This window comes from Paenibacillus sp. PAMC 26794 (assembly GCF_000316035.1).
Taxonomy (GTDB): domain Bacteria; phylum Bacillota; class Bacilli; order Paenibacillales; family Paenibacillaceae; genus Paenibacillus.
In genome coordinates, this window is record NZ_ANHX01000003.1 from 89278 (window position 1) to 115055 (window position 25778).

The following is a 25778-nucleotide window of genomic DNA, read 5'->3' on the forward strand; positions in this document are numbered from 1 at the left end:
ATTGAATGGATTACTCTTGTATTATAAATTAACTTCACTGACATCTACGGTCAGTGAAGTTTTTAAATTTGAAAATTAACAGCCCTAAGAACCAATATAGGGATTGCTCCCCAATTGTAGTGGAATAAGATATAATAGGAGAAATTTATTCCATTTTGTGCATGAGGTGATTAGGATGTCCAACGAACTCATTCAAGCCATTCAATTGTTAAAAGAAAAGAAATGGGTGGATCTGACCCATACGTTTGGTCCAGGCTCTCCACATTTTTCAGCTTTTGAGGCAGCACAATTCGATACCCTGTTTGATCACGATCAAGGTTTCTTTGCCCAGAGCTTCAAGTTCCCGGGTCAATACGGGACACATCTTGATGCGCCGATCCACTTCGTTCGGGATACCCGGTATCTGGAAGAGTTGGGCTTGAAGGAGCTTGTATTGCCACTTGTGGTCATTGACCAGTCCGCCGAAGTAGAGAACAATCCGGATTTCACACTGGATGTGGAGCATATTCTTGAATTTGAAAGACAGCATGGCGTGATTGAAGCTGGAAGCTTTGTAGCCTTACGTACCGATTGGAGCAAACGCTGGCCTAACCACGAAGCATTTGATAACAAGGATGCGGAGGGTAACAGTCATGCGCCTGGATGGTCGGTTAGTGCGCTCATGTTTTTATTTGAGGAAAGAAAGGTACAAGCCATTGGGCATGAAACCTTTGACACGGATTCGGCCGTGGATTATCAGAAGAATGGAGCACTTCTGGCAGAATATTATGTACTTGCTCAGGATACATACCAGGTCGAGCTGTTAACAAACCTGGATCAGGTGCCGGCTAAGGGCGCGGTAATCTTCAACATTGTACCCAAAGCGGAGAAAGCTTCTGGTTTTCCAGTTCGATCCTTTGCCATTTTGCCTTAAAACTAGATTTATCAAAAGCTGAAATAGTTAAATAAGGCACTAACTAATCTAAATGATCCATTATGTAAATAGCAAGGGAGGCGTATTCCGCCTCCTTTTTATGTTGTTACTTTTGATCCGAGTGTGGATCTTGATTAAATCTTTGAGAGATTTTTTTCTCTGTTTTCTTACGCCGTATCCAGCGCTTGAGTATGCCTTCTTCTTTGCGTTCTTGCAGTGTTTCCTTCAAACCTTGAATCATAAATTCCGATCTTCGTCTGTCATCCCGACTAATCTCGCGTAATTCCTTAATAAATTTGTCGTCCATATCTGCCTCTCGCTTATTCAGGATAATCTCATTATACCGAACGTACGTTCTTTTATCAAGTTTTTCCATTACGAATGATTTTGGAGATCCATATAGTGAAAAGAAGCACAGGAACAATACGCGGCATGTGTGAGAATGGTGCTAGAGGGTTTAGCATAATCCTCCATATATGAGGTTGAGAAACGCGAGAACGGAAGGAGCAATTCATGATGAAGCAGCGTATAGGCAGATCGTGGTTACTCATGTTGATGCATGGAATGCTGGGGATTGGGGCGATTCTCTATCCTGACCGCTGGGCTTGGACTTTTTCCTTGTATACGGGGTTTGCTCTCATCATCTGGATTATGGCGCAGGTGTACTGGATTCAGGATGTCTCTATAATTCACTTGGTCTATTTTGCATGGGGAATTGGATAAACCATATTGACAAAGAACTATTATCCTCGCATACTTACGTAATATACTTTATAAAGTGTATTTATTAAGTAAAGGAATAATCACATGTGATAAGTATCGCAAAATCATAATCCGCATGAAACAGGGAGGTAAGTATGGATGGTATACGTTATTATGGCAGTTATAATATGGGCAGGTACCTATGCCAGTATGGCCTTGTCAAAGCAACCAATTGAAGTAAAACCTGTGAAGTCAATGGATGATTTGTTTGAGTGAACAAAGCAGCTCTGCCGATTTCGATCCATTGCCAGCACGATGGTACTCATGTGTTCGAGTAAGGGATTATGTTATGATATGGAGTAAAATTACATGCATACCATTGCTTTGGCTCAATTGAACCAGAGTAGAAACGAGAGGGTTATGAAAAAAGCCAATGCTACAATGATGAAATACATCAATCTGAATAATGTGCGTGAAGTCATGCAGCAGATTGAGACGGCGACCAAACCGCAATTAGCTTCACTCACCAATCTTAGTGTTGTGACCATTAATGCCCTGATCCAGGAATTATGTGATGGCGGAGAGTTGTTCCAGGATAAAGTGGTTCCCTCTAACGGCGGTCGTCCTGCTCAGGCATATCGATATAATTACAACTTCAAACTTGCTTTGGTTCTGTACATCAAAGAGATGAAAGGCCAGGAGTTGATTTCGGCAACAGTCATGAATCTGGAGAATAAGGTTGTGTTGAAGGAAGAGGGCATCTTGCCTGCTTTTGATAAACAGCATATGCTGCAACTTATCGCGCGTTTCATTACGGAGTATCCCTCCATTGATATGATCGGCATCGGTATTCCGGGGCAAGCCGTGGATGGGGACATCACGGTGAGCAGTCATGAAGAGCTTATCCATTCACATCTGATACGGGAGATCGAGAGCGAGTTCCAACTGAACGTTCTCGTGGAGAATGATGTTAATGCAGCCATAAGCGGATACTGTACACAGCATGCGGATATGAAGGAACAGAGTGTAGCGGGAATTTATTTTCCGAACCGATACCCGCCAGGTATGGGCATGATGTTGAATGGACAGATGATCCGTGGGAAAAACGGGATGTTTGGTGAGATCAAGTATCTTCCCTATTCACCTGATTGGAAACGTGACATGAGCAAAGATGATTTTGTAGTGCACGTATGTCATATCTTGCAAACGATTAATGCCGTCGTTGCCCCGCACCAGATTGTCATTTATCAGGAACGTGTGGAGAGAGAAGAACTTGATTTGGCGTGGAAACAGTACGGGAAGGATCACCCCATGCCGTCGTTGCCCGAGATTGTACATCAGGACTCGTTCCAACATGATTTCGATGCTGGGTTACGAGGAATGGTGCTTCAGGCGTTGAAGTCAGGCATTCTATCAGAAGCCTTATAACCCACAGGCCATGTCTGTGGCTTTTATTTTATAAGCTAACCCTTGTAGAGGAGGATTCATGATGCGTGAAGAAGAGAGAATCATGAAGGGCGTGTTGTTCAGTCCAAGTGATCCCGAATTAAAGATCATCAAAAGGCGAGCCCATAATCTCAGTCAGCGTTACAGTCAGACCTTTGAAGAACAGACTGAGGAAAGGAATCAGATATTGCAACAGCTATTGGGGCAGATCGGTGAAGGTGGATTCATGCAAGGCCCCATCTTCTTTCATTATGGTATACATACCCGGATAGGCGATCATTTCTTCGGTAATTACAATCTGACGATACAAGATGACGCGCAAGTGACGATCGGGGACTATACCAGTTTTGGACCCAACGTTACGATTGTTACTCCAATTCACCCCATGATTGCCAGCGAGCGGAGACAGATGGTGGACCAGAACGGTGATGTGAAGTCGCTATGTTATGCCAAACCGGTCACGATTGGTAACGATGTATGGATCTCGGCAAACGTCACAGTGTGCGGGGGCGTAACGATTGGAGACGGCTGTGTGATCGGAGCAGGTAGCGTGGTGACTCGTGATATTCCACCGCATTCTTTTGCAGCAGGCGTACCGTGCAAAGTTATTCGCAAAATTACTGATGCGGACAGCATGCGAAACTATCCCGATGTTCTGGCAGATTGCCGTGTGCTGGAAGAATAACAAAAGGCTGCTATCAGGATCAAACACATGATCCTGATAGCAGCCTTTTTGTTGGTATACGTTTACTTGGAGGCGTTGTAGTTACTCAAGAATTCTTTTACTTTTGCAGGATCAGCTTTCAATTCATTCCCGGTCTGAACGAGCGGGCTTACTGTGGAGTATGCTTTGAGTTTGTTGTTCTTGTAAAAACTTAAAATCTCATCTTGATTAATGGAGTACAGCACGGCTTTTCTCAGGTCACTGCTCTTGGCAACTTCACGATTGGCCGTATTAAACAACAGATAGGAGACAGCGTTACTTGGCAGACTTTGCAGTTTCAGTTTGCTGTCATTTTCGATGATGTCATACTTGGTTTCAGGTACACCGTAGTATAAGTGAATTTCACTGCTGCGAAGAGCAGAGAGGGCGCTGTCTGCATCCGCGATGAATCGGACGTTAACCTGAGCAATTTTTGGCTCATCTTCCGTGCCTTTACGGTAGGCTGGATTTTTTAAGAATACACCTTCATAGTCATTTTTATAAGACAAAATATAAGGTCCGCTAGTATAAAGGGTGTTATTGTATGCTGCGCCTTCAGTCACCGTGTTCTGATCACCGTAAGGAATATCTTTGTTGACGTCAAAGGAAGCTACATCATATGTGTTGATGCTCTCCACCTGTTTTTTGGACACGATACCCGCAGATTGGTGAGCCAGGTAGTTCAGTACTTGTGGGAAAGGTTCAGTTGTTGTCAGTTTAACGACCTGATATTTACCTGCGCTATTATCTGCTTTGGTTTTGTCAGTCACGAGTTCTGTAATTTTGCTGCCCAATCCTTGTTCCAATGCTTCGAGGATTGTGCCGCTACCGCTGGATTGTTTAATGGATTGCAATGCACTCAGATCCGTTACAACCTCAGCTTCTTTGATGTGTTCATGCAGACTGTACGTCCGGTGATCCGGAACGGAATCTTTATTTTTAGCACGATCCAGGGAGAAGATCACATCATCTGCACCGACACGTTCTCCTGTATCTACAGCTTTTTTGTTATCAATCTTTGCAAAGTTGATATCGTCTCTGAGAATGAAGTAGTAGTCCGAATTACCTTCAGCAATACTGAAATTATGGGACAGTGATCCAGCTGCTGTCAGCTGATCGTCATCCGTCAAGTTAACGAGACGTACGTACATATTGGTATTAAACTGGTTAATAGAACCGTCATTACCTTTGATGGGATCAAGGGAAGTCAGTACGGATGCACTTTGCGTCAGAATCAACGGGTCTGTGGCATTTTTGGAGTTGTCGTTGAATTCAATCGGTTCCCAAGCCATAGCGCGGGATTTGGAGAGACGAACGGTGTCGACATTCAGAATGTCTTGGTTCACAGCCTGACTTTTCAGGGAAATGTACAAAGGAGCAATATACGCCTGATCCGTTACCAAGCGATTTTCCAATTGTTTGTACGTGACTTTGTATTCATCTGGAGTTTGAGTAGCTGCCTGATCGATGAGTTTATCAAGTTCCCCATCGGCAAGGATACTGTAATCTCCACCTGTTTTGAAAAGGGAACGCACTGCATAATCGGGATTTCCCGTTACCGTTGTCCAGCTGGACAAGGCAATGTCATAATTCCCTGCATCCTGCTGGGATTTGTAGCTGCCGTAATCCGGCTGCAGGTTCAGCTTTACATTGAAGCCGTTTTTGGTCAGCTGGTCGCGGACAATGTTTACGTCATTTTCGGAAGCGCTCTGAGCGAGTAATTCAATATCTACCGGTTTTTGTGCAGTTTCAGTTGTGTCCGCTGGTGCGGTCTCCGCCTGGGATTCGGTTTTCGTTTTTACACTGCAACCGGAAATCACAATGACGAGAATTAATAGCAATGAGATCAGTGTACGTTTTTTCATGGGATTACCCTCCATATCTTGAATGTGTGATGTGTGATTTCTTTTTTCTATATCATTTATTTCAACAAATCATTTAGGCCTTCTCCAGCTTGGGATCAAGCGCATCACGCAGACCGTCACCGAGAAAGTTAAACGAAAGAACCAGCAGAATAATAGCCAAACCTGGATAAATCGCCAGATAAGAGTGGGTCTCCAGGTATGTACTGCCGAGCTTCAGAATGTTACCCCATTCCGGAATATGCGGCTCCACGCCGAGTCCCAGATAACTCAAACTGCTGGTAGCGATAACCGCTCCACCAATTGTGAGTGTGGACTTAATAATCATGGGCGCAAGGGAGTTGGGAATAATGTGTTTGAAAATAATCGTACGATTGTTGTACCCCAGTGCACGTGCAGCTTCCACAAATTCAAAAGTAGATACATAGAGCACACTGGCTCTCATGGTACGGGCGTAAGTTGGAATCGAACCCAGACTCAGCGCCAGAATGAGATTGACTGTATTGGCTCCAAACGCCGCAATAATGGCAATGGCGAGCAGAATTCCAGGAATGGCATAGAGAATATCCAGCAGCCGCATGATGATGTTATCCGTATGCCTTCCGTAGAAACCGGAGAAGGCTCCGAGGACTCCACCGATCAACACAGGAATGATGGTCGACATGCAACCTACGATCAAGGAGATCCGGGCACCAAATACAATCCGGGAAAATAAACATCGTCCGAAGTCGTCCGTTCCCAAGGGATACGCAAGGGACGGGGGTTGAAGCAGAGCCGAGTAGTTATTTTCCACAGCCATGCTGTAATCAAAAGTAAAGAAGCTGCAGATCGATATCGAGAACAGAAAAATGATAAAAAACAAACCGGACATGGCAGTCATATTTGGAGCAAGTCGCTCCCACAGATCATTCCAGAAGTTTGATTTTTGTTTCCCCTGTCTGCGAATTCGTCCAATAATGGAAATGCCGAGCAATAGGGCAAATACATTACCTGTGATCGAGGTCAGAATCAGTACTACACTGACACCGATCATCCAGCGAGGGAGGATAGAGGTCGCGTTATATCGGGATACGATAATCAGTACGACCAGGTCGATGAGCAGAATAAATATCAGCACCGCCATGGCTGGCAGAAAGTTATCAGCCACATAGGGTTTGAAAACATTTAATGCGGATACACCGATGACGAACAGCTGGGTTAAAAGCATATACACCGCAAAGGTATACTCCACATTCCTGGCTTTTCGAATCAGATGAAAGGCTGCCGTTACTATAAATATATTGCCAGAAATGATGGCAAGTAGCTGAACCCAGGCTAACCTGCGGGTCAAAGTAGAGATCGTACCCGTACGGATCAAGTCTTTTCGAATCCGAAGGGTGATGACACTTTGGACCAGTGTGAAGAATACATAGATCCCAAGTATCGTTAGCAGAAATGGTTTGAACGCCTGCTCACTCCAGTCATAACTGTTGAACAGGAGCAAGGCAGTCAAGAGAAGGGACGTGATCCAGGCGAAGCTTGCCTGACTGTATTCTCGAGAAGACTTAAGCCAGAAACGCATTTCTTGTGTTAAGGACGAGTTTGTCATAATACACCTGCTTTAAGAGGTAGTTCAACACACACTTTAATATTGTTTCATCTTGGAGCGCACTCTTGGATCAATAAAAGCGTACAGCAGATCAACCGCTACATTGATAATGGAGATCGTAATTGCTGTGTAGATTACTCCGCCCATGATACTCGGAATATCGGGGATGAATTGTTTATCCACAATATAGCTACCGAGACCGCTGATATTAAACACTTTCTCCGTCACTGCTGCCCCGCCAAGCATGGCTCCGAATTGAAGTCCAACCACAGTTACGATTGGAATCAATGCATTACGTACAGCGTGTTTCAGCATGACCTGACGTTCGCTTAACCCCTTGGCGCGGGCGGTCATCACATAATCCTCATGAATGACTTCCAGTGTAGAAGACCGGGTCATCCGTGCCACCGCAGCCGTGAGTCCCGTGCCCAGCACAATGGTTGGCATAATGATCGACAGCCAGTTCTGCGGGTTGAAGGTGGCGGGAAGCCACTGCAATTTGATCGAAAAGTTCAGAATGAAAATAAGTCCTTGCCAGAAATTCGGGATCGATAATCCAATCAGAGCGATAAACATAAACGTATAATCGAACCATGAATTAGGCTTAATCGCTGATATGATACCGATGGGTAATGCAATGACAAGTGCTAATAGCAAGGAGATGACGGCCAGCGTCAATGTAATTGGAAACTTTCTTGCAATTGTTGCTGTTACGTCTTCATTTCCTGCAAAAGACTTGCCAAGGTCGAAGAGAGCAACTCCCTTAATATTGTTCCAGAGCTGTGTAAGATAAGGCTGATCCAAGCCATACACCTGATTGAATGCTGCAATCTGTTCCTCCGTTGCTGTCTCTCCGAGAATGTTAGCTGCCGGGTTGAACGGAGACAGATACAAAATCGTAAATACGAGTGTGGCTACGCCCAGAATGACAAATACCGTCATCAGTATTCTTTCAAATATGTACTTTAGATAAGGATTTCCATACAAAAAGAGGATGCCATACATCAGACAGCCGGGAATAATGGATATCGCGAAAAACCACGGTTTGTCGATAAGGGTGTGGAATGTATCGGCCATCGTAAGACGTTGACTTCCCTGTTCCTGAAGTAGGCGAGAAGTCCGCTCCTTCAACTCTTTCTGAACCGTTTCTTCCAACCATTCCTCTGTCTGACGTCTGAATTCTTCCTCACTGACCTGTTGCTGGAAAAAACGATGTTTGCGACGCAGCTGTTCTTCGACTTCCAACTTAAGCTTGTTCCGATAGGAAGAAGCGAGCAGTTCTTGCTCGGCCGTCTGCCTCGCAGCTACCCAGCCGTCATTTTTTCGATTCGAACGCCATATTAGAAACACGACCAGATTGATCGGTAATCCAAGAATGAACAGAACATATCGGTAGGAAGGATGAAGCAGCATTTTGCCATAAATAAAACTTAAATTGTGCACCAACCGCGAGAGTCTGCTGCTTTCTGCAAGATTCAAACCAAGCGTGCCTCCTTTCATTCAGGTTTAAATTGCATTATTCCGATTGATATAGTATATATTATTTAGGGTCTAAACAATTGTCAAGGAATTAAATGGTATACATATGAGATGAGTGAATGTGAAAAACGGATGAGAGCTGGTGATAACATGGAACCTTTATTGAAAGTTAATGATCTATCGGTCTCTTTTCATTCTGGAGAGAGTGAGTTTCAGGCAGTACGAGAAGTAAGTTTTGAAGTGCGAAAAGGCGAGACACTGGGCATTGTAGGCGAATCGGGCAGTGGCAAGAGTGTAACCGCACGTTCCATTATGAGGCTGCTTGCATCGCCGCCTTCACAGATGAAAAATGGAGAGATTCTGTTCAAAGGGGTCGATCTGGCGAATAAAACGCAGAAAGAGATGGAGAGCATTCGTGGGCGTGATATTGGCATGATCTTTCAGGACCCGATGAGTTCTCTTAATCCGACCATTAAAGTAGGGAAACAGATATCCGAGAGTCTGATCAAACACCAGAAGGTATCCAAAAGGGAAGCCAAGAAACAGGCGATTGCCATGATGGAGCGGGTGGGGATAACTCGCAGCGAAATACGCTACAACCAGTATCCACACGAATTCTCCGGAGGCATGCGCCAGCGGGTCATGATTGGTATTGCACTTGCTTGTCGTCCTGAATTGCTCATTGCCGATGAGCCGACAACCGCACTGGACGTTACCATTCAGGCACAGATTCTTAATTTGATGAAAGATATGCAGGACCAACTGGGCACATCGATTATCCTGATTACGCATGATTTGGGCGTAGTAGCAGGCATGTGTGATCGGGTTGTTGTTATGAAAGAAGGACAGATTGTGGAAACCGGGACAACAACAGAGATTTTTGCTAATCCCAAACACCCGTATACGATTAGACTTCTGAATGCATTACCGCGTCTGGATCAGAAGAAAAAGCCAAAACCGGTATCGTTGGTCCCGAGAGATCTGGAAGATGATCAGCCGTTGCTTGAGGTGAAATCGCTCAAACAACATTTTAATCTGGGGAAAGGCAATACCTTAAAGGCCGTGAATGATATTAGCTTCCATATTCGTCAAGGAGAGACACTTGGCGTTGTAGGGGAATCCGGCAGCGGAAAATCAACCACGGGGCGTGCGATTCTGCGATTGCATGAGCCAACAGGTGGAGATGTACTGTTTAAAGGAGTCCCGCTCAATCGCTTGTCAGCTTCAGAAATGAAAACGATGCGCAGACATATGCAGATTATTTTCCAGGACCCTTATGCATCGCTGAATCCCAAAATGAGGATTATGGATATCATTGGAGAAGCGCTTGATATTCATCAAATTGCAGGTAATGCCGCTCAGCGGGAGAAGCGGGTAGAGGAATTACTGGAGATGGTAGGTCTTGATCCTACCCATGCGCAGCGTTATCCACATGAATTCTCGGGTGGACAGAGACAGCGGATCGGTATTGCACGAGCTCTGGCTGTGGAACCTGAATTCATCGTATGTGATGAGCCGTTGTCTGCACTGGATGTGTCGATACAGGCTCAGATCGTACAATTGCTTGAAGAGTTACAGCAGCGACTCGGATTGACGTATCTCTTCATCGCACATGACTTGTCCATGGTGAAACATATCAGTGACCGAGTGGCGGTGATGTATAACGGGAAGATTGTTGAGCTGGCCGAGAGTGAAGAACTCTATTCCAACCCGCAACATGCCTACACCAAGGCATTGCTGTCTGCTATTCCTGTGCCTGATCCAGCGGTAGAAGCGAAGAAAAAGCGACATGTTGTCAAAGAAACAGCTAGAGAAAATGTTGAAGTAGAGGACCGTTATAATCTGGAACATTCCGAGTGGGTAGAAGTCAAGGAAGGGCACTGGGTAGCCATATCTAGCTAGTGCAATATATAGTCTTTTTCAACGACAAAAGAACCCCGAAGATGATCTCCACAGATCGTTATCGGGGTTGAGTTATATGTTCTTCGTATAATGGCAGTAATTAGAATTCAATTATTTGAATTGAACCGATTTTTTGATGGTATCAATCTCGGCTTTGGTCTTATCATCCATGTAAGTGAAGATGAAGTTGAAAGCATATCCTTCAATAATTGTACTATAGTAATCTTGAGTAATGGTTGAACCGTCACCTGCATCCATCGTGATTTGCATGAGATCCATCTCTTTACCACCGATGGTTTCCGTTGTGATTTCCTTATAATCGTAAGGGAACTGGCTATCCACCATGAATTTTTTGGTTGCTTCCAGGTAGTCTTTACCTGTACGGATGCCTTGCAACAAGCTCACTTTCTCAGCAATGGCCATAGCGGAAGGGCCAACTTGACCTCCATCCAATGGATACTTTGAAGCCATAAGCAGATTCAATGTTTTCGTCTGAGACAGTTCAATTTGTTTTTTCTTCGTTTCATCATCACCAGCAATCGCTTCGGATGAAGCACTTGTCAGCTCATTCATGCCTGCAGCATCCTGGAACTCCCAAGCTTCCGGGAACTTCAGAGATACGCCGAAATAGTCATTGGTGTAAGAACCTTTTTCCGTAGTTCCCAGCTCAACGTCTTGGGAATTATCAGTTTCCTTGGACTCTTCGCTTGCTGGTTCTGTGTTCTCTGTGTTCTCTGTGTTCTCTGTTTCTTCTGTATTCGCTGTATCAGAATCAGTTCCAGTTGTTGTTTCTGTCGCGGCCGACTCTTCTGTTGTAGTTGTGTTATCTGCCTTGTCACCACAAGCGGCTGCAACCAGCATAATCATGATGAGCATGGCGAATAAAGATGCTTTCTTTGGAATTGTCATATTACCCTCCTGAAATGTGTGTGTTTTCTCTCTCTACATCTTGCTTGGTTTCTAAATTGTAGCACGAACGTTCTCATATACTACCTATAGGAATCTATAGGGGTCTTCTATACATAAGACATTCGGCTGGCAATTGAAACAGCTTCTGTGCTGGATTGCACACCTAATTTGTTAAAAATCACTTTTTTGTGATGATTCACGGTGCATTCCTTGATCTTTAATTTCAAAGCAATGGCTTTTCCCATGAGGCCTCCGGCTATCATCTCCAGAATGGTTAACTGACGCTCGGTGAACTCCACCGCCGGTTTGTCGCACAGTTCAGCAGTCTGTTGACTCTGATAACAGTTCTGCATGTACGCTGGAATTAGCTTGGCAATGGCAATCAGTTCACCTTGCATATCTGCATTAATGGTGGACACATCCCGATAACCGACATGTTGCGATCCCATGAACAGAGGTGCGGCGTAACAATGCCAGCTTTGAAAATAAGGACTTTCATGCTGCTCGGGCAGCAGCACTACAGGCTCGTTGCTGTCCATCGTTACAGATATGGCGTTAACTCCACAGCTCTGTGCAGTGAAGAACATGCCCGGACGAATGGGGGAATCTTCTACTACAGCTTTAAGATCTGAACTGTAATTCATGGAGAGGAGCACACCGTTGGTATCTGCGAGTAGAAAAAGATAAGTGCCCGTTAAATTCTCTTGGATAACCGAGATACTGTTCTGGAATGCATGAATGAGGAAATGATTGATTTTACGAAGCCTGTCCAGACTGGATTTCGGTAAATATTCGAACGGAGCCGTACCTGCTGCATACGAGCATGTTGCAGACTCCTTGTGCCGTGAGGCAAGTGTTGTATGCATCCTGCATCTCTTTTTCATATAATTCAGAGAAACCATATGTGACAAAATGCCAGTGAGGCATAGGTGTGTTCACCGCATAAACGCTAATAAAATTAAGTCTACCTGTTACAGAAGTGGTTTCAAGCGGCTTAAGGATGAATTGTGTGAAATAGGACCACAGGGTTACAAATGGCGTTATGGGGAGTGAAATTACATGAGTATGAAAGGAATCTATTTAAAGGAGTTTAATCAGGCAAGCTGGGACTCATTTTCCGAACAGTTTGAAGAACTTGGACAAAAGATGGACCCCGCGTGGGTAGAACATGCGCGATTACAAGGGATTCCGGCGGATATAAGTCGGGTGCTTTTGTGTGAAATGGGGGAGTACGCTTTTGAATGGATGACGAAAGATATCCCGGCTTTAGGGGACCAAAGTCCCGCTGTTTACCTCGAAACGGAGGAAGGAGCGCAGGCATTAAGGGCAGCCATTATGCGTATGCCGCGTTAATTTTTTCGATGGTGAGAGTGTACAAACGATCAAACGATCATATGATCTAGTGAAGTTGATTTTGCAAAATAGATATGTTACGCTTACATTACAAGAGCAAACACAACAGAATATGCAATAACATCTTTTGATGGATTGTAACTGTGAAGACAGGCAAAACCTAAACTGATGGTGAAATGAAGGCCCCTTTTTTTGGTGCTATTTTACCTTGAGTTTAGGTTTTTCTTGTTTTCTGCTCTGAATTACAGTTTTTCACCTGGAAAAACCAAAATAAATTTCGAAAAGAGGTTGTTGTTCATGACCACGGCAAAAAAAGGATTCCCCGAAAACTTCCTATGGGGTGGCGCTACAGCTGCCAATCAATTAGAGGGTGCATTCGATAAGGACGGCAAAGGCCTCTCTACAGCGGACATGATCGCTCATGTTCCTAAAGAGAAGCGTACAGGCGGACATGCCATGGAAATTTCCTCTTCCCGAATCGAAGAGATCCTCTCCGGCAAAATCGAAGAACGTTTCCCGAAACGTTTTGGTATCGATTTCTACCATCACTTTAGAGAAGATATTGCATTGTTCGCCGAAATGGGCTTCAAAGTATTCCGTTTGTCCATTCACTGGGCACGTATTTTCCCGAACGGTTATGATCAAGAGCCAAATGAAGCAGGCTTGAAATTCTACGATGAAGTATTCGACGAATTGTTGAAATATGGCATCGAGCCGCTCGTTACAGTGTCTCACTATGAGACACCGCTTGGCTTGACGCAAAAATATAACGGCTGGGCTGGCCGTGAAGTAATCCAGCACTATGTTCGATATGCAGAAACGGTGTTCAACCGTTATAAAAATAAAGTAAAATACTGGCTGACGTTTAATGAAATTAACGTTATGCTGTTCAGCCCGTACACTGGCGGCGGCATTCTGATCGATAAAGTGGACAACAAGCTGCAAACAACTTATCAAGCGCTGCATCATCAATTTGTAGCAAGTGCATTGGTGACGAAGCTTGCACATGAGATCATTCCTGGCTCCCAAGTGGGTTGTATGCTTGCTCGTATGGAAACGTATGCAGCAACATGTAATCCGGTAGATGTTCGTCTGGCTCAACACGAGAATCAGATCAATCTCTTCTTCACGGACATGCATGCTCGTGGTAAATACCCGAACTACATGGCTCGTTATTTTGAAGAAAACGACATCGTGATCCAAAAAGAAGCAGGCGATGATGAGATATTGCTGAACAATACCGTTGATTTCATCTCCTTCAGTTACTACATGTCCGTAACTAAATCTGCATCCGCAGACAAGGAAGAAACAACAGGTAACCTGACTGGCGGCGTGAAAAACCCTTATCTGGAAGCGTCCGACTGGGGCTGGGAGATCGATCCGATCGGTCTGCGCGTAACGCTGAACAACTTCTGGGATCGTTATCAGAAACCATTGTTCATCGTAGAAAATGGTCTGGGTGCATATGACCGTGTTGAAGAAGACGGTTCTATTCATGACTCCTATCGTGTGGATTACCTGAAAAAACACATCGAACAAATGAAAGAAGCCATCAAAGACGGCGTGGACCTGATCGGATTCACAGCCTGGGGCCCGATTGACCTTGTGAGCATGTCCACTTCCGAAATGTCCAAACGTTATGGTTTCATCTACGTGGATCTGGATGACGAAGGTAACGGAACACTCAAACGTTCCAAGAAAGATTCATTCGACTGGTACAAAAACGTAATCTCCAGCAATGGTGAGCAACTGTAGTTCTCTCGTTTTCAGGATTGTTACCGCATAAAAAGCGGGCAAAACCTAACACGAAAGTTGGCATGGAAGGAATCTGATGTTCCTCCTGACCGCCCTTTTAGTTGGAGATTGTCCGCTTTTTCCTGTCTGCAAAGGATAGAGTAATACATTTAGACAAAGAATGAAAATACGTTAATTAGAGAGGAATGATTGACATGACAACACTATTTCCGAAGGACTTCCTATGGGGCGGCGCAGTAGCAGCCAACCAACTTGAAGGAGCTTATAATACAGATGGTAAAGGCCTATCTGTTCAAGATGTAATGCCACACGGGATTACAACGCCTAGAACGGAAGCACCTACAGAAGATAACTTGAAACTGATCGGAATTGACTTTTATAACCGTTATAAAGAGGATGTTAAACTGTTTGCTGAAATGGGCTTCAAAGTGTTCCGTACATCCATCGCGTGGTCCCGTATCTTCCCTAAAGGCGATGAATTGGAGCCAAACGAGAAAGGTCTGCAATTCTATGATGACCTGTTCGATGAGTGTCACAAATACGGTATTGAACCACTCGTAACGATCTCTCACTATGAGACACCGCTGCATCTGTCCAAAACGTATGATGGCTGGGTTAACCGCAAAATGATCGAGTTCTACGAGCGTTATGTAACAGTGCTGTTCAACCGTTTCAAAGGCAAAGTAAAATACTGGCTGACGTTCAACGAAATCAACTCCATTCTGGAGGAGCCATTCATGAGCGGCGGGATTTATACGCCAAAAGCAGAACTGTCCAAGCAGGATCTGTACCAAGCAATCCATCATGAATTGGTGGCCAGTGCCCTGGCTGTTAAACTGGGTCATGAAATTATGCCTGAAGCCAAAATCGGCTGTATGGTACTGAGCATGCCTACGTACCCGTTGACTCCTAATCCGGATGATGTGGTTGCAGCGATGCATGCGGAACAGCGCAATGATATCTTTGCTGATATCCATGCACGTGGTTACTATCCGAAATACATTAATCGTTATTTCAAAGCGAATAATATCAATATCAAGTTTGAAGATGGCGATGCTGAAATTCTGAAGCATACGGTAGACTTTATCTCGTTCAGTTATTATGTAAGTATCTGTGAGACAGGTGATCCCGAGAAACGTATCGAAGGAAAAGGAAACCTGTTCGCAGGTGTGCAAAACCCTTATCTGAAAGCGAGTGAGTGGGGCTGGCAGATCGATCCGCAAGGACTGCGCGTAACCTTGAACAAATACTGGGACCGTTATCAAAAACCATTGTTTATTGTCGAAAATGGTCTGGGTGCAGTCGATGAGCTGATTACCGACGAAAATGGCAATAAAACGGTGAACGATGATTACCGTATTCAATACTTGAATGACCATCTGGTACAGGTGGGCGAAGCTCTTGAGGATGGCGTAGAAGTGATGGGTTATACGTCATGGGGCTGTATTGACCTAGTAAGTGCTTCAACAGCAGAGATGAAGAAACGTTATGGTTTCATCTATGTAGATCGCAACAATGACGGTTCAGGAACATTGGATCGTTACAAGAAAAAATCATTCCATTGGTATAAGGAAGTTATTAGTACAAATGGCGCAAGTCTTAAGAACAACAACGAGTAAATACTAGTTCTACAAGCATGGTTGTACAAGCACCTTCTTATGTCACATTAACCGCTTTCACAAAAACATTGTCATATGGATAATTATATGGTAAGATGGGCCTAAGGCTAATGAATACTGGATTGTTACTGTTCAATCAGGCAAAACCAGAGGCGGGGCATATTTTCTGACCTGCTTTGGTTTTGCCTTTTACTACTTTGACGGTGCAAGGTGATGTGAAGAAATGAAAATTGAGAAGGTGCTGAACAACAACGTAGTTACTGTAATTGATCCGGGAGGAAACGAACTGGTCGTTATGGGACGTGGAATTGCCTTCAAAAAGCATACTGGTGAATCGATTGACGAGAGTCTCGTCGAAAAAATATTCTCGCTTGAAAGTAAGGAAGTATCACAGAAACTTAAAACACTTCTGTCTGATATCCCGGTTGAATATGTCGAGTGCTCGGATGAGATTATCCGTTATGCCGAGACGGTGTTAGGTGAGAAGCTGCATGAAAGCATCTACATTTCACTGACGGATCATATTCATTTTGCCATTGATCGACATCGTCAAGGATTGCAGATCCGTAACGCATTGTTCTGGGAGATCAAGCGCATGTACCGGAAGGAATATGCCATTGGACTCAAGGCGCTACAGATTATTGAGGAAACATTAGGTGTCCTGCTACCCGAAGACGAATGCGCATTCATTGCAATGCATCTGGTTAATGCCCAGATGAACGGTGAGATGAGGGAAACGATCAGCATTACGAACATCGTTAAGGACATACTTAACATCGTAAGACGTAGCTTTGTGATTGAACTTGATGAAGATTCATTGAGTTATTATCGATTTTTAACTCATCTGAAGTTCTTTGCCCAACGTGTGTTGCAAGGAACGGCGATTGAAGATAAAGAAGAAGATAATCCGCTTCATGACTTGGTGAGCAAGCAGTATCCGCAAGCACATGCATGTGCAGTAAGGATCAGTGACTATACGCGTAAGATCTATAATCGGGTGTTGTCCAAGGAAGAAATACTGTATCTGACCATTCATATTGAACGAATTGTCAGAAATGAACAAACAATTGAATAAAGTTGGGATTGTTACTGCTAAAAAGGCAAAACCTAAACGTTGAATAATGATAAGCTTTTCTGCTTTGTCATTATTCAGTGTTTAGGTTTTTTTTTAACCTTCATTACACATAAAAGGAGCAAAACACAATGGATAAACAACAATTGTCCAAGGATATTTTGAAGCTTGTTGGTGGCGAAGAGAATATCGATCAAGTCACACACTGTATGACAAGACTCAGATTTAACCTGAATGACAACCAAAAAGCGGACAAAGCGACGCTGAAAAATACACCAGGGGTTATGGGTGTCATGGAGAACGGTGGACAGTTCCAGGTCATTATCGGTAACGATGTACCTGTCGTGTACAACGCACTTGTAGGCAACATGTCCAAATCACCAAACGCAGATAGTGCATCATCCAGTGCTTCAACTGGAGAAAAGAAAAAGAGAAATCCAATAAGTGCGCTGTTCGACTTTATTTCAGGAGTATTTACGCCGATCCTGCCAGCGATTACGGGTGCAGGTATGATCAAAGGGATCGTGGCCATCCTGGTAGCCCTGGGCTGGTTGTCTGACACCAGCTCGACCTATATCATTTTGTCTGCAATCGGTGACGGTGCCTTCTACTTCCTGCCAATCATTCTGGCAATCAGTGCTGCACGTAAACTGGGTAGTAATATGTATATTGCCGCAGCGCTCGCAGCAGGGATTATGCATCCGACCATTACAGCATTGCTGGCTGATGGTCACAATTCATCATTCATGGGGATTACAGTCATAGCTGCAACGTATTCTTCTACGGTTATTCCGATCATTCTCGCCATTTGGATTGCTTCTTATGTAGAGAAAGCCGTTGATCGTGTTACACATGCTTCACTGAAGCTTCTGATTGTTCCAACGGTTACCCTGTTAATTATGGTTCCGCTGACGTTGATGACCGTTGGTCCATTGGGTACGGTTCTTGGTAATGGTTTGTCCGGTGGTATTTCATGGTTGTTCGACAACATGTCCATCTTCGCAAGTATCCTGATTGGTGGTACGATGTCACTGCTGATCATCACAGGTATGCACTATGCACTGTTGCCAATCATTGTTGGTTCAATGACAACACTCGGTTACGATTTTATTATTCCACTGATGTTTGCAGCTAACTTGGCACAAGGTGGTGCAGCATTTGGTGTAGGTCTCAGATCGAGAAATAGCAAAACCAAATCGCTTGCCTATTCCACAGGTCTTACGGCTATTATGGGGATTACGGAACCAGCGATGTACGGTATTAACATGAAGTTCAAAAAACCATTTATTGCAGCTCTTATCGGTGGAGCTGTCGCAGGTGGATTCATGGGGATCGTCAATGTTAAAGCCTATGTACTTACAGGCCTAGTGGGTCTGCCAAGTATAGCAGCATTTATCAGCCCAGCAATTAGCACACTGCTCTATGCTTTGGCTGGTGGCTTGATTGCCATCGTAGCTGCCGCAGTACTTACGTACATTCTTGGATTCCAAGAAGAAAATGCATCGGAGCCAGTTGCACCAGCAGCTGAGCCTGCAAAATCAGCAGCAACGACTTCTGCAGCTACTGTAACTGAAGAAGCAAAAGCACAAGATGAGCAAGTATTCAGCCCGATCACAGGTGAAGTTAAACCGCTGAGTGAAGTGCCAGACCCTGCGTTCTCTGAAGAGATTATGGGTAAAGGATTCGCAATTCAACCATCTGAAGGTCGCGTCGTATCTCCGATCAACGGAACCGTGTTCTCATTATCGAAGAGTGGACATGCCATTGGTTTGGTAAGTGATACAGGCGCAGAGATGTTGATTCATATCGGGATTGATACCGTGAAGCTGAAAGGTCAATTCTTCTCTCCTAAAGTTCAAGCAGGTGCGAAGGTTGCCGTAGGTGATGTACTGATGGAGTTTGACCGGGAAGAGATTGAAAAAGCCGGTTATACAACGATTACACCAGTCATTATTACGAATATGCATCAGTATGAGTCCATTGAGTCTGCTGGTCGCACTACAATCAAAGAAAAAGACTTGTTGTTCACAGCGAAAGCTTAACCATAAAAATGAAACAGCAGCTTCACCGGAATGTAATCCGGTAAAGCTGCTGTTTTTTTGCTTATAGCCTTTTACACCACGGGCAGCATCCCCTGAACCAATTGCACAAAGTGTTGTGCAGGCTTGGACAGGTAACGGTTCTGCAGCCAGACCAGCGCCGAGCCAACCGTGGAATGCTGATCCTGGATGCGATATACGTGGAATGGGTGCTCTTGATATAACTGAAGTACCGTATGTGGCACGATGGAACTGGCGAAGCCGAGTCGGACCAGCTCCAGCAACATATTAATGTCTGAGCACTCGCCCATGATGGAGGGTGTGACCTGATGCTCACGGAATTTATCCAAAATTAGCTCGAACATACCGAGTCCTTCTGTACTTGGAAGCAGTAGAGGGATACCTGTAAGCTGCTTGAAATAAGTTCCCGTCTCCGTTGGGTTATCCAGCGGTGTTGAAGAAATATAGAAGAGGGGCTCCTGTGGCAGGTGTAACACCTCATAACGTTCGGTCTGGACAGGCATGCGTACACAGGCGAGTTCAACTTTGCCATCTTCCAGCAATCGGCATAATTGCGCAGATTCATTTTGTTGGATTTTATAGGTAACCTGTGGATGGGTGGTACGGAACTGCTGTAGTGCTTGCGGGATCAGACGATCCGATATGGTATTGATGCCGATGGCGAGTTTGCCCCGTATGCCTTGACGGAAACTTTGCATCTCCATTAGAGCTTCCTCCATATATTTGGTCAAGGTGACCGCATAATCATAGAAGCTGCGACCCGCCTGCGTTAGCTCCATCATGCGCCCTTTGCGTTCAAATAGAATCACACCAAGCTCTTCTTCCATTAACTTAAGCTGCTGGCTTAAGGGCGGCTGAGCCATGTGAAGTCTCCGGGCTGCTGCTGTAATCTGTTTCTCCTCAGCAATGGCAATGAAATAGCGACATTGTTTGATATCCAAGTGGTTGTTCTCCTTCGCCTGCGATGTATATGTAATTCGTATGGAAAGCCAACAAAACATGTATTTTTAATATACTACGATCTTATGTTACCATACATTAGATTTGCATACCTGACTAACAGGGTTTGGTTTCTATATGAATATTACTGCATGAGAAAGACCTTGAATTGGAGGAAAAAACAACGTGGTTAGAACAATACATGATGCTGCTCAAGCGGGCCATACCGATGAGGTCATTCGATTTATCACACAACAGGGTAATCGGTTGAACGAACGGGATGCATTGGGGCGGACACCTCTGCTGGCAGCGGTGCACGGTAACAAGATAGACACGGCAAGGATGTTAGTGGACGCCGGAGCCGACATTAATCTTCGGGATGCACGATTGGACAACCTGCTGTTATACGCGAGTGCTGAGGGGATGTATGACATGGTCGAATTGGCGATTACAGCAGGTGCAGATACAAGGTTAACGAATCGTTTTGGCGGCACAGCCCTTATCCCAGCAGCGGATCGGGGCCATGTGGACATTGTGGAGCTTCTGCTGACACGCAGTGATGTGGATGTGAACCATATCAACAACCTGGGGTGGACAGCCTTGCTGGAAGCGGTCATTTTGGGAGATGGTGGGCCGCGTCACCAGCAGATTGTTGCCTTGCTTTTGCAATATGGTGCAGATCCAAAGATCGCGGATCGGGACGGGATTACACCGCTTGCACATGCGAGCCGGCATCGGTATGCCGAGATGAAACGACTATTAAGCCAAGCCTGAAGAGAGTTATACATTTATAATACAGAACAGTGAAAGGATATTCCGAACGAATGAACAGACATCAAGAGCATTTTTTACAAAAGAATATGAAGGACGTATCTTCACTGATTTTGGCAGGTATACAGTGGTTTTTCTTCCTGTTTACCAATACCGTTGTTGTTCCGCTATCCATTGGACAACATTTTCATCTGTCTCCTGATGCTATAGCTGCGTCGATGCAGCACGCATTCATACTTACCGGAGCAGTGTGTATTCTTCAAGCCGTATTTGGTCATCGATATGCGATTATGGATGGTCCGTCAGGGTTATGGTGGGGATTGACGCTAAGTTTGACGGTATCTGCTTCATCGGCCGGTATGAGTCTGGAGCGTATTGGCGGTGGACTAGCTGCAGGTTTTCTGTTAGCGGGACTAACGATGGTGATTCTGGGTTGGCTGGGAGCAGCGCAAGTGCTGCAAAAGCTGTTCACACCTATGGTGAAGAGTGCCATGTTATTTCTAATGACGATTCAATTAACGATGAACTTTTTCAAAGGTATGATTGGATATACGGAGTTTGGTCGTTTCAATCTGCCTGTTGCCGCATTGTCCGTTGTCATTGCATTTTTGGTGGCATGGATTCAATTAAAAGGTAGGGGGAAACTGGGGAACTACGCGATCTTGATTGGAATTGTGGCAGGCTGGATCGCCTATAGTTTATTGTTTCCTGGACAACATGGTGGACAGCCGAATCAGACTCCAGCAGGTCTCACCCTGTTTCCGTGGGGAGCACCTAGGTGGGAACCATGCATTGTTATTACTGCATTTTTCGTTGGGTTGGTGAATATGACGAATTCGATCACCACGTTAAGCACAGTTGAGAAACTATATCAGACAGAGACAACAAGCCGTCAGTATAGGCATTCCTATGCGCTAACGGGTCTGTTCACGATGTTGTCAGCCTGTGTAGGTGTGCTGCCCTTTGGTTTATTTGCATCTCACTAGTTCTTGAAAAAACCGTGAACTGGTCCAACATGGAACAACCAGCGACAGTTAGTAAAGTGGCATAATGAGTGTCATCTTGCGACAGTCCAATTTGATTGGGCTGTTTTTTTGTATTCGTTTTTTGTTATCAGGCTATTTAGCTATTTCACGATGATTTTGCCTTGTCCTGCAAGCATTCGCATCTCTCTAGAGAGACGGTCCTGGTTCCCATCCTGCATTTCGAGTTGAACACCATAGTGCCATGAGGTATTTTTTTCTTGACCCCAGCGGAGAGTGCCTTCCATATATAGAGGGTCTTCAAAGAGCAGCATATTCATTCCAATCCGAATATCGTTATTCTCTACAGGAAGGGATAGCGGAAATGACAGCTGACAGCCGGATCGACTGATATCGCATAACTCGGCCTGAATGGGTTTCGGTGGTGCATTGACCCCGTTGATGCTGAGAATATAGATCTCAAAGTGGATTGGTTCTTTCAATGTGTAGCGAAAGGGTTCTTTTCTATTGTTAATTGACATGGCTTGGCTTCCTCCATCAGGTTCAAAAAAATTCAGTTATGCTTATATCGACCATTTGGAGCGAGAAATGAAGAGTTGCGAAAGCAGAGATGGTCCGTGGGTTCCTTTTACACGTGTATCAGGCTTGATATAATGATGGAACATATTTCTGAGGTCAGACCTGAATCAGACAGAAGGGACCGGTGAATATGAGAGGAACATTTCAAATGGTTACAGATACGTGTATCGTCTCCAGAGAAGCCAGTCGGATCACCATTGTCATGACACCAAGTATTCAGGGAAATAACATGCTGGATGATTTAATCCGGATTTAGTGTGCATATACAAACAGGAGGGATTCATATGCAGGATTGGAACGAGATAACGATGCTGAATGTAGATGCCCTACGTAAACGGATGAGAATCCTCGCTGCTTTGGATATTATCTTTTCGGAGGAAGAATGGTTACGCGTTCATCATTATGCAGCTGAACTTCAACCAGGTGTGGCATGGGGAAGCATTAATAATGGCGCAGGTGATCATCTGCATGTCTTGTTTACGAACTCAGGCATGTTGATCAAAGGATTTGATCATGAGTCACCTTTAAGTCCGCATGCTCGTGAGGATGGTGAGATCTACCCGTGCATGTACGATGAAGTGCCGGAGACGTTAATGGCTGTTCTGCGAGATCAGGAGGAAACACTGGATCTGGAGGATGTGACCTTTTGCCTATGGAAGGAAGGGAACGACTTGCCATGGAAGGTTGGTAACTGGATTCAGCTGGCGATGACCGAGGAAGACGAAGCGGACGCCAGAGGTGGCGCAGAATTTTTACTGGGATATTTGGAAAAGAACCCGGAAGATTACGCTGATTGGGCCAAAGGGTACTACGACCTGCAGAATCTGCCATTGGAAGCCGTAGCTGAAGTATATGAAGAAAAACCGGTGACTGCCAGTCTGATCAAGCAGTTGTGTCCTGAGCGAGATGTGGCAGCCACACTGGGTGAGTTGCAGCAACGCGGGTACGCCGTGGAACAGAACGTAATGGAGTAACAAAGGAGGAAAGTAGGCCATGTACAATGTGCAACTGGAACGGATGCGTGAAAAGTTGATTACTCTCCGAAGTCTGGACCCGGATCTGGACCTGTTTGGCGCAGAAAACCATGAATATGAAATGGCGTCTGTGTGGACGCAGAAGGATATTGCGCAATTTGAACAGAAATGGCGAATTGAGTTGCCGGAGGACTATAAGGTATGGCTTCTTCATATGGGAGCGGGTGGTGCAGGGCCTTATTATGGTCTGGAAAACCCGGATGACGGCGTATACGCTGTTCTGGATTATGACGATGAGCTGAACGCGGTCTCGGACCCTTTCCAATTCACGGAAGCATGGAACTGGAACTATGACTGGTTCGATGACAGCAAGGAAGAAGAGGAATGGGAAGCGCTGGAACATGAATATTTTGATCCGAAATGGTCGGCAGGCATGCTGCGCATCAGTGATTTTGGTTGTGGCATCTCCATGAATCTGATTGTTAAGGGAGCCTCCCACGGAGAGATCTGGGTTGATGACCGGGCTAACCGCAATGGAATTTATCCTGATCAGTATTGGGGCAATACGAATCGATTACATTTTCTGGACTGGTATGAGTTGTGGTTGGATCGTTCAATCCATCAAATACATGAACAAAAGCAACAATCAGGAGCAAACGAAGTCTGAAGGAGGTTATCGTGAAGATCTAGCGCACTTGAAGTGTGGATAGAAGAGGCTCCCGGATTGGAAGAGATTGAAGGCGGAAGTCCTAGGTAATCAAGCTCCCTCATGATGATGGCGGAGCTTTTTTTGATGAACAAATATTAAAAACCGTTTGCTTCACTCACCCGTCTTATACCACAGAAAGAGAGAGAAGGAGGGATGCGGGGTGGAAACAAAAGCAGAGATGAACCAGAGGATCTATGTACAGACCGAAGACGAGACGGAATTTGTGCAATCCATTATGGAACATCAAGATACGCTCATTTCCATTGCCTACAGTTACCTGCGTAACCGGCAAGATGCGCTGGAAGCTGTGCAGGAGATGACGTGCCGTGCTTGGATCAAACGTCGTACGCTGAATAATGAGAAGGCGTTCAAGTCGTGGATCATTCGGATTCTGATCTATGTCTGCATCGATGAACAGAGGCGCCGCAAGCGGGCAACACCTCTGGCGAAGGAGGATCTGGAGGACAGCATTCCGGCATCTTGGATGATTAGCGTTGACGATAATCGAATCGCTATGGAATCTCTTTTGCAAAAGGTGAAACCGAAATATCGCCATGTATTATTGCTGAAATATTATAACGACATGACACTGACGGATATTGCCTCCATCCTCGGCAAACCGGAAGGGACGGTTACATCAGGAATATATCAGTTTACCGTGAACGCGGTTATGGCTGATGAGAACAGGATAACCGTATTGTATACCGCCAGAACGGATGCTTCGCAAGAGATCTATTCGACTGTTAATATGAAGATGACGGATGCTTCCACAGGGTACTTGCTTGACAATGGTAATGCAGGAGGTATGCATTTTTCAAAGGATAAGCATACCATTTATGGCCGGAAAACAATTGAGCTAAATCGAAATAAACCGCTGCCTGAGCAAGTGAATCTTCAGTTCCAGCTTTCTTCCTTTGTTCCAGATGTGGTGGAAAATTTAGAAAAAGGGGAAAAGGAACGGAAATATAAATATTCCAAAAAAATGAATATTTCTTTTGCGCTGGATCCCAAATTCTCTATCCCCAAAACGGAAATCATCAACGTTAATCGGACCTTTACCGTTGGAGGTTATGAGGTCATGTTGTCCGAAGTTGAGGTATCTCCTCTTGTAACTCGGGTCAGGCTTGTTTATGAGCCGGATCATGAGATCGATTACAAAACGAAGTTGTTGATCAGTGAGGTCGTTCGGCCTATCGAGATTGTAACTACCTCTAAAGACGGGAAGCAGACCAACTTATCCACGATATTTGGGAGTGGAACGGAAGATGGAATGATGTATTCTTTCAGTAGCAATCTGTTGGACCATCCGGAGTCCATGGTGTTAAAACTTAGTGGTAAACCAGATAAGGTCTATGATGATTTGCAGGAAGCCAAGAATGATGAACTGGGGATCAAAATCAAATAAGATGAACTAACTGGCAATACTCGTATTCAGATTAGGTGGATGTTAGTGAAAGCAG

General features: G+C 44.8%; 24 protein-coding genes. 16 read left to right on the plus strand and 8 right to left on the minus strand.

Annotation, left to right across the window (positions count from 1 at the left end):
- The first annotated feature begins 175 nt into the window (after positions 1-175).
- Complete coding sequence (locus D829_RS0101385; RefSeq protein ID WP_017687043.1) at positions 176-913, plus strand: cyclase family protein; 738 nt, start codon at positions 176-178, stop codon at positions 911-913.
- Positions 914-1019: 106 nt separating this feature from the next.
- Here D829_RS0101385 and D829_RS0101390 read toward each other — a convergent pair whose 3' ends face one another.
- Positions 1020-1220, minus strand: a complete 201-nt coding sequence (locus D829_RS0101390; protein ID WP_026080945.1) for a hypothetical protein — start codon at positions 1218-1220, stop codon at positions 1020-1022.
- Positions 1221-1426: 206 nt separating this feature from the next.
- Between D829_RS0101390 and D829_RS0101395 the strand changes: the two genes are divergently transcribed.
- The 3 genes from D829_RS0101395 to D829_RS0101410 all read left to right on the plus strand — a co-directional run bounded on the left by D829_RS0101395 (position 1427) and on the right by D829_RS0101410 (position 3746).
- Positions 1427-1636, plus strand: coding sequence for a hypothetical protein (locus tag D829_RS0101395; RefSeq protein WP_152416921.1), 210 nt, complete (start codon positions 1427-1429; stop codon positions 1634-1636).
- Between the two features lie 348 nt (positions 1637-1984).
- Positions 1985-3043: an ROK family protein gene (locus D829_RS0101405; RefSeq protein ID WP_017687047.1), complete on the plus strand. Its 1059-nt coding sequence runs from the start codon at positions 1985-1987 to the stop codon at positions 3041-3043.
- A gap of 58 nt (positions 3044-3101) precedes the next feature.
- Positions 3102-3746 (plus strand): sugar O-acetyltransferase, encoded by a 645-nt coding sequence (locus tag D829_RS0101410; protein WP_026080947.1) that lies wholly within the window; start codon positions 3102-3104, stop codon positions 3744-3746.
- Between the two features lie 62 nt (positions 3747-3808).
- Here the strand turns inward: D829_RS0101410 and D829_RS0101415 are convergent, their stop codons facing one another.
- The 3 genes from D829_RS0101415 to D829_RS0101425 form a co-directional block, all read right to left on the minus strand.
- Positions 3809-5629 carry an ABC transporter substrate-binding protein gene (locus tag D829_RS0101415; protein ID WP_017687049.1) on the minus strand — a complete coding sequence of 607 codons (1821 nt, stop codon included), beginning with the start codon at positions 5627-5629 and terminating at the stop codon, positions 3809-3811.
- Between the two features lie 73 nt (positions 5630-5702).
- The gene (locus tag D829_RS0101420) at positions 5703-7214 is read right to left on the minus strand and encodes an ABC transporter permease (protein ID WP_017687050.1); all 1512 of its coding nucleotides are present in this window, start codon (positions 7212-7214) and stop codon (positions 5703-5705) included.
- Positions 7215-7250: 36 nt separating this feature from the next.
- Positions 7251-8627, minus strand: a complete 1377-nt coding sequence (locus D829_RS0101425) for an ABC transporter permease subunit (RefSeq protein ID WP_193748442.1) — start codon at positions 8625-8627, stop codon at positions 7251-7253.
- A 216-nt stretch (positions 8628-8843) separates the two neighbouring features.
- Between D829_RS0101425 and D829_RS0101430 the strand changes: the two genes are divergently transcribed.
- Positions 8844-10595: an ABC transporter ATP-binding protein gene (locus D829_RS0101430; RefSeq protein ID WP_026080948.1), complete on the plus strand. Its 1752-nt coding sequence runs from the start codon at positions 8844-8846 to the stop codon at positions 10593-10595.
- A 111-nt stretch (positions 10596-10706) separates the two neighbouring features.
- Here D829_RS0101430 and D829_RS0101435 read toward each other — a convergent pair whose 3' ends face one another.
- Positions 10707-11504 (minus strand): hypothetical protein, encoded by a 798-nt coding sequence (locus D829_RS0101435; RefSeq protein WP_017687053.1) that lies wholly within the window; start codon positions 11502-11504, stop codon positions 10707-10709.
- A 107-nt stretch (positions 11505-11611) separates the two neighbouring features.
- The gene (locus tag D829_RS0101440) at positions 11612-12370 is read right to left on the minus strand and encodes a LuxR C-terminal-related transcriptional regulator (protein WP_017687054.1); all 759 of its coding nucleotides are present in this window, start codon (positions 12368-12370) and stop codon (positions 11612-11614) included.
- Between the two features lie 193 nt (positions 12371-12563).
- Between D829_RS0101440 and D829_RS0101445 the strand changes: the two genes are divergently transcribed.
- From D829_RS0101445 to D829_RS0101465, 5 genes are all read left to right on the plus strand, one after another.
- A complete protein-coding gene (locus D829_RS0101445; RefSeq protein WP_017687055.1) occupies positions 12564-12857 on the plus strand; it encodes an MbcA/ParS/Xre antitoxin family protein in 294 nt (97 codons plus the stop codon).
- Between the two features lie 297 nt (positions 12858-13154).
- Positions 13155-14612, plus strand: a complete 1458-nt coding sequence (locus D829_RS0101450; RefSeq protein ID WP_017687056.1) for a glycoside hydrolase family 1 protein — start codon at positions 13155-13157, stop codon at positions 14610-14612.
- A gap of 188 nt (positions 14613-14800) precedes the next feature.
- The gene (locus D829_RS0101455) at positions 14801-16231 is read left to right on the plus strand and encodes a glycoside hydrolase family 1 protein (RefSeq protein ID WP_206537057.1); all 1431 of its coding nucleotides are present in this window, start codon (positions 14801-14803) and stop codon (positions 16229-16231) included.
- A 223-nt stretch (positions 16232-16454) separates the two neighbouring features.
- Positions 16455-17306, plus strand: a complete 852-nt coding sequence (locus D829_RS0101460; protein WP_017687058.1) for a PRD domain-containing protein — start codon at positions 16455-16457, stop codon at positions 17304-17306.
- 128 nt (positions 17307-17434) lie between these two features.
- Positions 17435-19345 carry a beta-glucoside-specific PTS transporter subunit IIABC gene (locus tag D829_RS0101465; protein WP_017687059.1) on the plus strand — a complete coding sequence of 637 codons (1911 nt, stop codon included), beginning with the start codon at positions 17435-17437 and terminating at the stop codon, positions 19343-19345.
- 71 nt (positions 19346-19416) lie between these two features.
- Here D829_RS0101465 and D829_RS0101470 read toward each other — a convergent pair whose 3' ends face one another.
- Positions 19417-20304 carry a LysR family transcriptional regulator gene (locus D829_RS0101470; protein WP_017687060.1) on the minus strand — a complete coding sequence of 296 codons (888 nt, stop codon included), beginning with the start codon at positions 20302-20304 and terminating at the stop codon, positions 19417-19419.
- Between the two features lie 184 nt (positions 20305-20488).
- Here D829_RS0101470 and D829_RS0101475 point away from each other — a divergent pair, with 184 nt between their 5' ends.
- Both D829_RS0101475 and D829_RS30205 read left to right on the plus strand, forming a co-directional pair.
- Positions 20489-21076 (plus strand): ankyrin repeat domain-containing protein, encoded by a 588-nt coding sequence (locus tag D829_RS0101475; RefSeq protein WP_017687061.1) that lies wholly within the window; start codon positions 20489-20491, stop codon positions 21074-21076.
- A gap of 50 nt (positions 21077-21126) precedes the next feature.
- Positions 21127-22059: a purine/pyrimidine permease gene (locus D829_RS30205; protein ID WP_017687062.1), complete on the plus strand. Its 933-nt coding sequence runs from the start codon at positions 21127-21129 to the stop codon at positions 22057-22059.
- 140 nt (positions 22060-22199) lie between these two features.
- On the opposite strand, the gene D829_RS0101485 is transcribed toward D829_RS30205, so the two are convergent.
- On the minus strand, positions 22200-22577 hold the full coding sequence (locus tag D829_RS0101485; protein ID WP_017687063.1) for a PilZ domain-containing protein: 378 nt from the start codon (positions 22575-22577) through the stop codon (positions 22200-22202).
- Between the two features lie 188 nt (positions 22578-22765).
- Between D829_RS0101485 and D829_RS34220 the strand changes: the two genes are divergently transcribed.
- The 4 genes from D829_RS34220 (at position 22766) to D829_RS32745 (ending at position 25723) form a co-directional block, all read left to right on the plus strand.
- Entirely contained in the window at positions 22766-22891 is a 126-nt protein-coding gene (locus tag D829_RS34220; protein ID WP_017687064.1) for a hypothetical protein, read from the plus strand.
- 28 nt (positions 22892-22919) lie between these two features.
- Positions 22920-23609, plus strand: coding sequence for a hypothetical protein (locus D829_RS0101495; RefSeq protein WP_017687065.1), 690 nt, complete (start codon positions 22920-22922; stop codon positions 23607-23609).
- 19 nt (positions 23610-23628) lie between these two features.
- Positions 23629-24276 carry an SMI1/KNR4 family protein gene (locus D829_RS30210; RefSeq protein ID WP_017687066.1) on the plus strand — a complete coding sequence of 216 codons (648 nt, stop codon included), beginning with the start codon at positions 23629-23631 and terminating at the stop codon, positions 24274-24276.
- Between the two features lie 202 nt (positions 24277-24478).
- Positions 24479-25723 (plus strand): sigma-70 family RNA polymerase sigma factor, encoded by a 1245-nt coding sequence (locus tag D829_RS32745; RefSeq protein ID WP_017687067.1) that lies wholly within the window; start codon positions 24479-24481, stop codon positions 25721-25723.
- Positions 25724-25778 lie beyond the last annotated feature (55 nt).

Coding starts and splice junctions, on each gene's coding strand:
- D829_RS0101390 (WP_026080945.1), bottom strand. CDS start 1,220: ATGGACGACAAATTTATTAAGGAATTACGCGAGATTAGTCGGGATGAC.
- D829_RS0101460 (WP_017687058.1), top strand. CDS start 16,455: ATGAAAATTGAGAAGGTGCTGAACAACAACGTAGTTACTGTAATTGAT.
- D829_RS0101430 (WP_026080948.1), top strand. CDS start 8,844: ATGGAACCTTTATTGAAAGTTAATGATCTATCGGTCTCTTTTCATTCT.
- D829_RS0101405 (WP_017687047.1), top strand. CDS start 1,985: ATGCATACCATTGCTTTGGCTCAATTGAACCAGAGTAGAAACGAGAGG.
- D829_RS0101495 (WP_017687065.1), top strand. CDS start 22,920: ATGCAGGATTGGAACGAGATAACGATGCTGAATGTAGATGCCCTACGT.
- D829_RS34220 (WP_017687064.1), top strand. CDS start 22,766: ATGAGAGGAACATTTCAAATGGTTACAGATACGTGTATCGTCTCCAGA.
- D829_RS0101395 (WP_152416921.1), top strand. CDS start 1,427: ATGATGAAGCAGCGTATAGGCAGATCGTGGTTACTCATGTTGATGCAT.
- D829_RS0101445 (WP_017687055.1), top strand. CDS start 12,564: ATGAGTATGAAAGGAATCTATTTAAAGGAGTTTAATCAGGCAAGCTGG.
- D829_RS0101450 (WP_017687056.1), top strand. CDS start 13,155: ATGACCACGGCAAAAAAAGGATTCCCCGAAAACTTCCTATGGGGTGGC.
- D829_RS0101425 (WP_193748442.1), bottom strand. CDS start 8,627: ATGCTGCTTCATCCTTCCTACCGATATGTTCTGTTCATTCTTGGATTA.
- D829_RS30205 (WP_017687062.1), top strand. CDS start 21,127: ATGAACAGACATCAAGAGCATTTTTTACAAAAGAATATGAAGGACGTA.
- D829_RS0101440 (WP_017687054.1), bottom strand. CDS start 12,370: ATGCATACAACACTTGCCTCACGGCACAAGGAGTCTGCAACATGCTCG.
- D829_RS0101485 (WP_017687063.1), bottom strand. CDS start 22,577: ATGTCAATTAACAATAGAAAAGAACCCTTTCGCTACACATTGAAAGAA.
- D829_RS30210 (WP_017687066.1), top strand. CDS start 23,629: ATGTACAATGTGCAACTGGAACGGATGCGTGAAAAGTTGATTACTCTC.
- D829_RS0101410 (WP_026080947.1), top strand. CDS start 3,102: ATGATGCGTGAAGAAGAGAGAATCATGAAGGGCGTGTTGTTCAGTCCA.
- D829_RS0101465 (WP_017687059.1), top strand. CDS start 17,435: ATGGATAAACAACAATTGTCCAAGGATATTTTGAAGCTTGTTGGTGGC.
- D829_RS0101415 (WP_017687049.1), bottom strand. CDS start 5,629: ATGAAAAAACGTACACTGATCTCATTGCTATTAATTCTCGTCATTGTG.
- D829_RS0101420 (WP_017687050.1), bottom strand. CDS start 7,214: ATGACAAACTCGTCCTTAACACAAGAAATGCGTTTCTGGCTTAAGTCT.
- D829_RS0101385 (WP_017687043.1), top strand. CDS start 176: ATGTCCAACGAACTCATTCAAGCCATTCAATTGTTAAAAGAAAAGAAA.
- D829_RS0101435 (WP_017687053.1), bottom strand. CDS start 11,504: ATGACAATTCCAAAGAAAGCATCTTTATTCGCCATGCTCATCATGATT.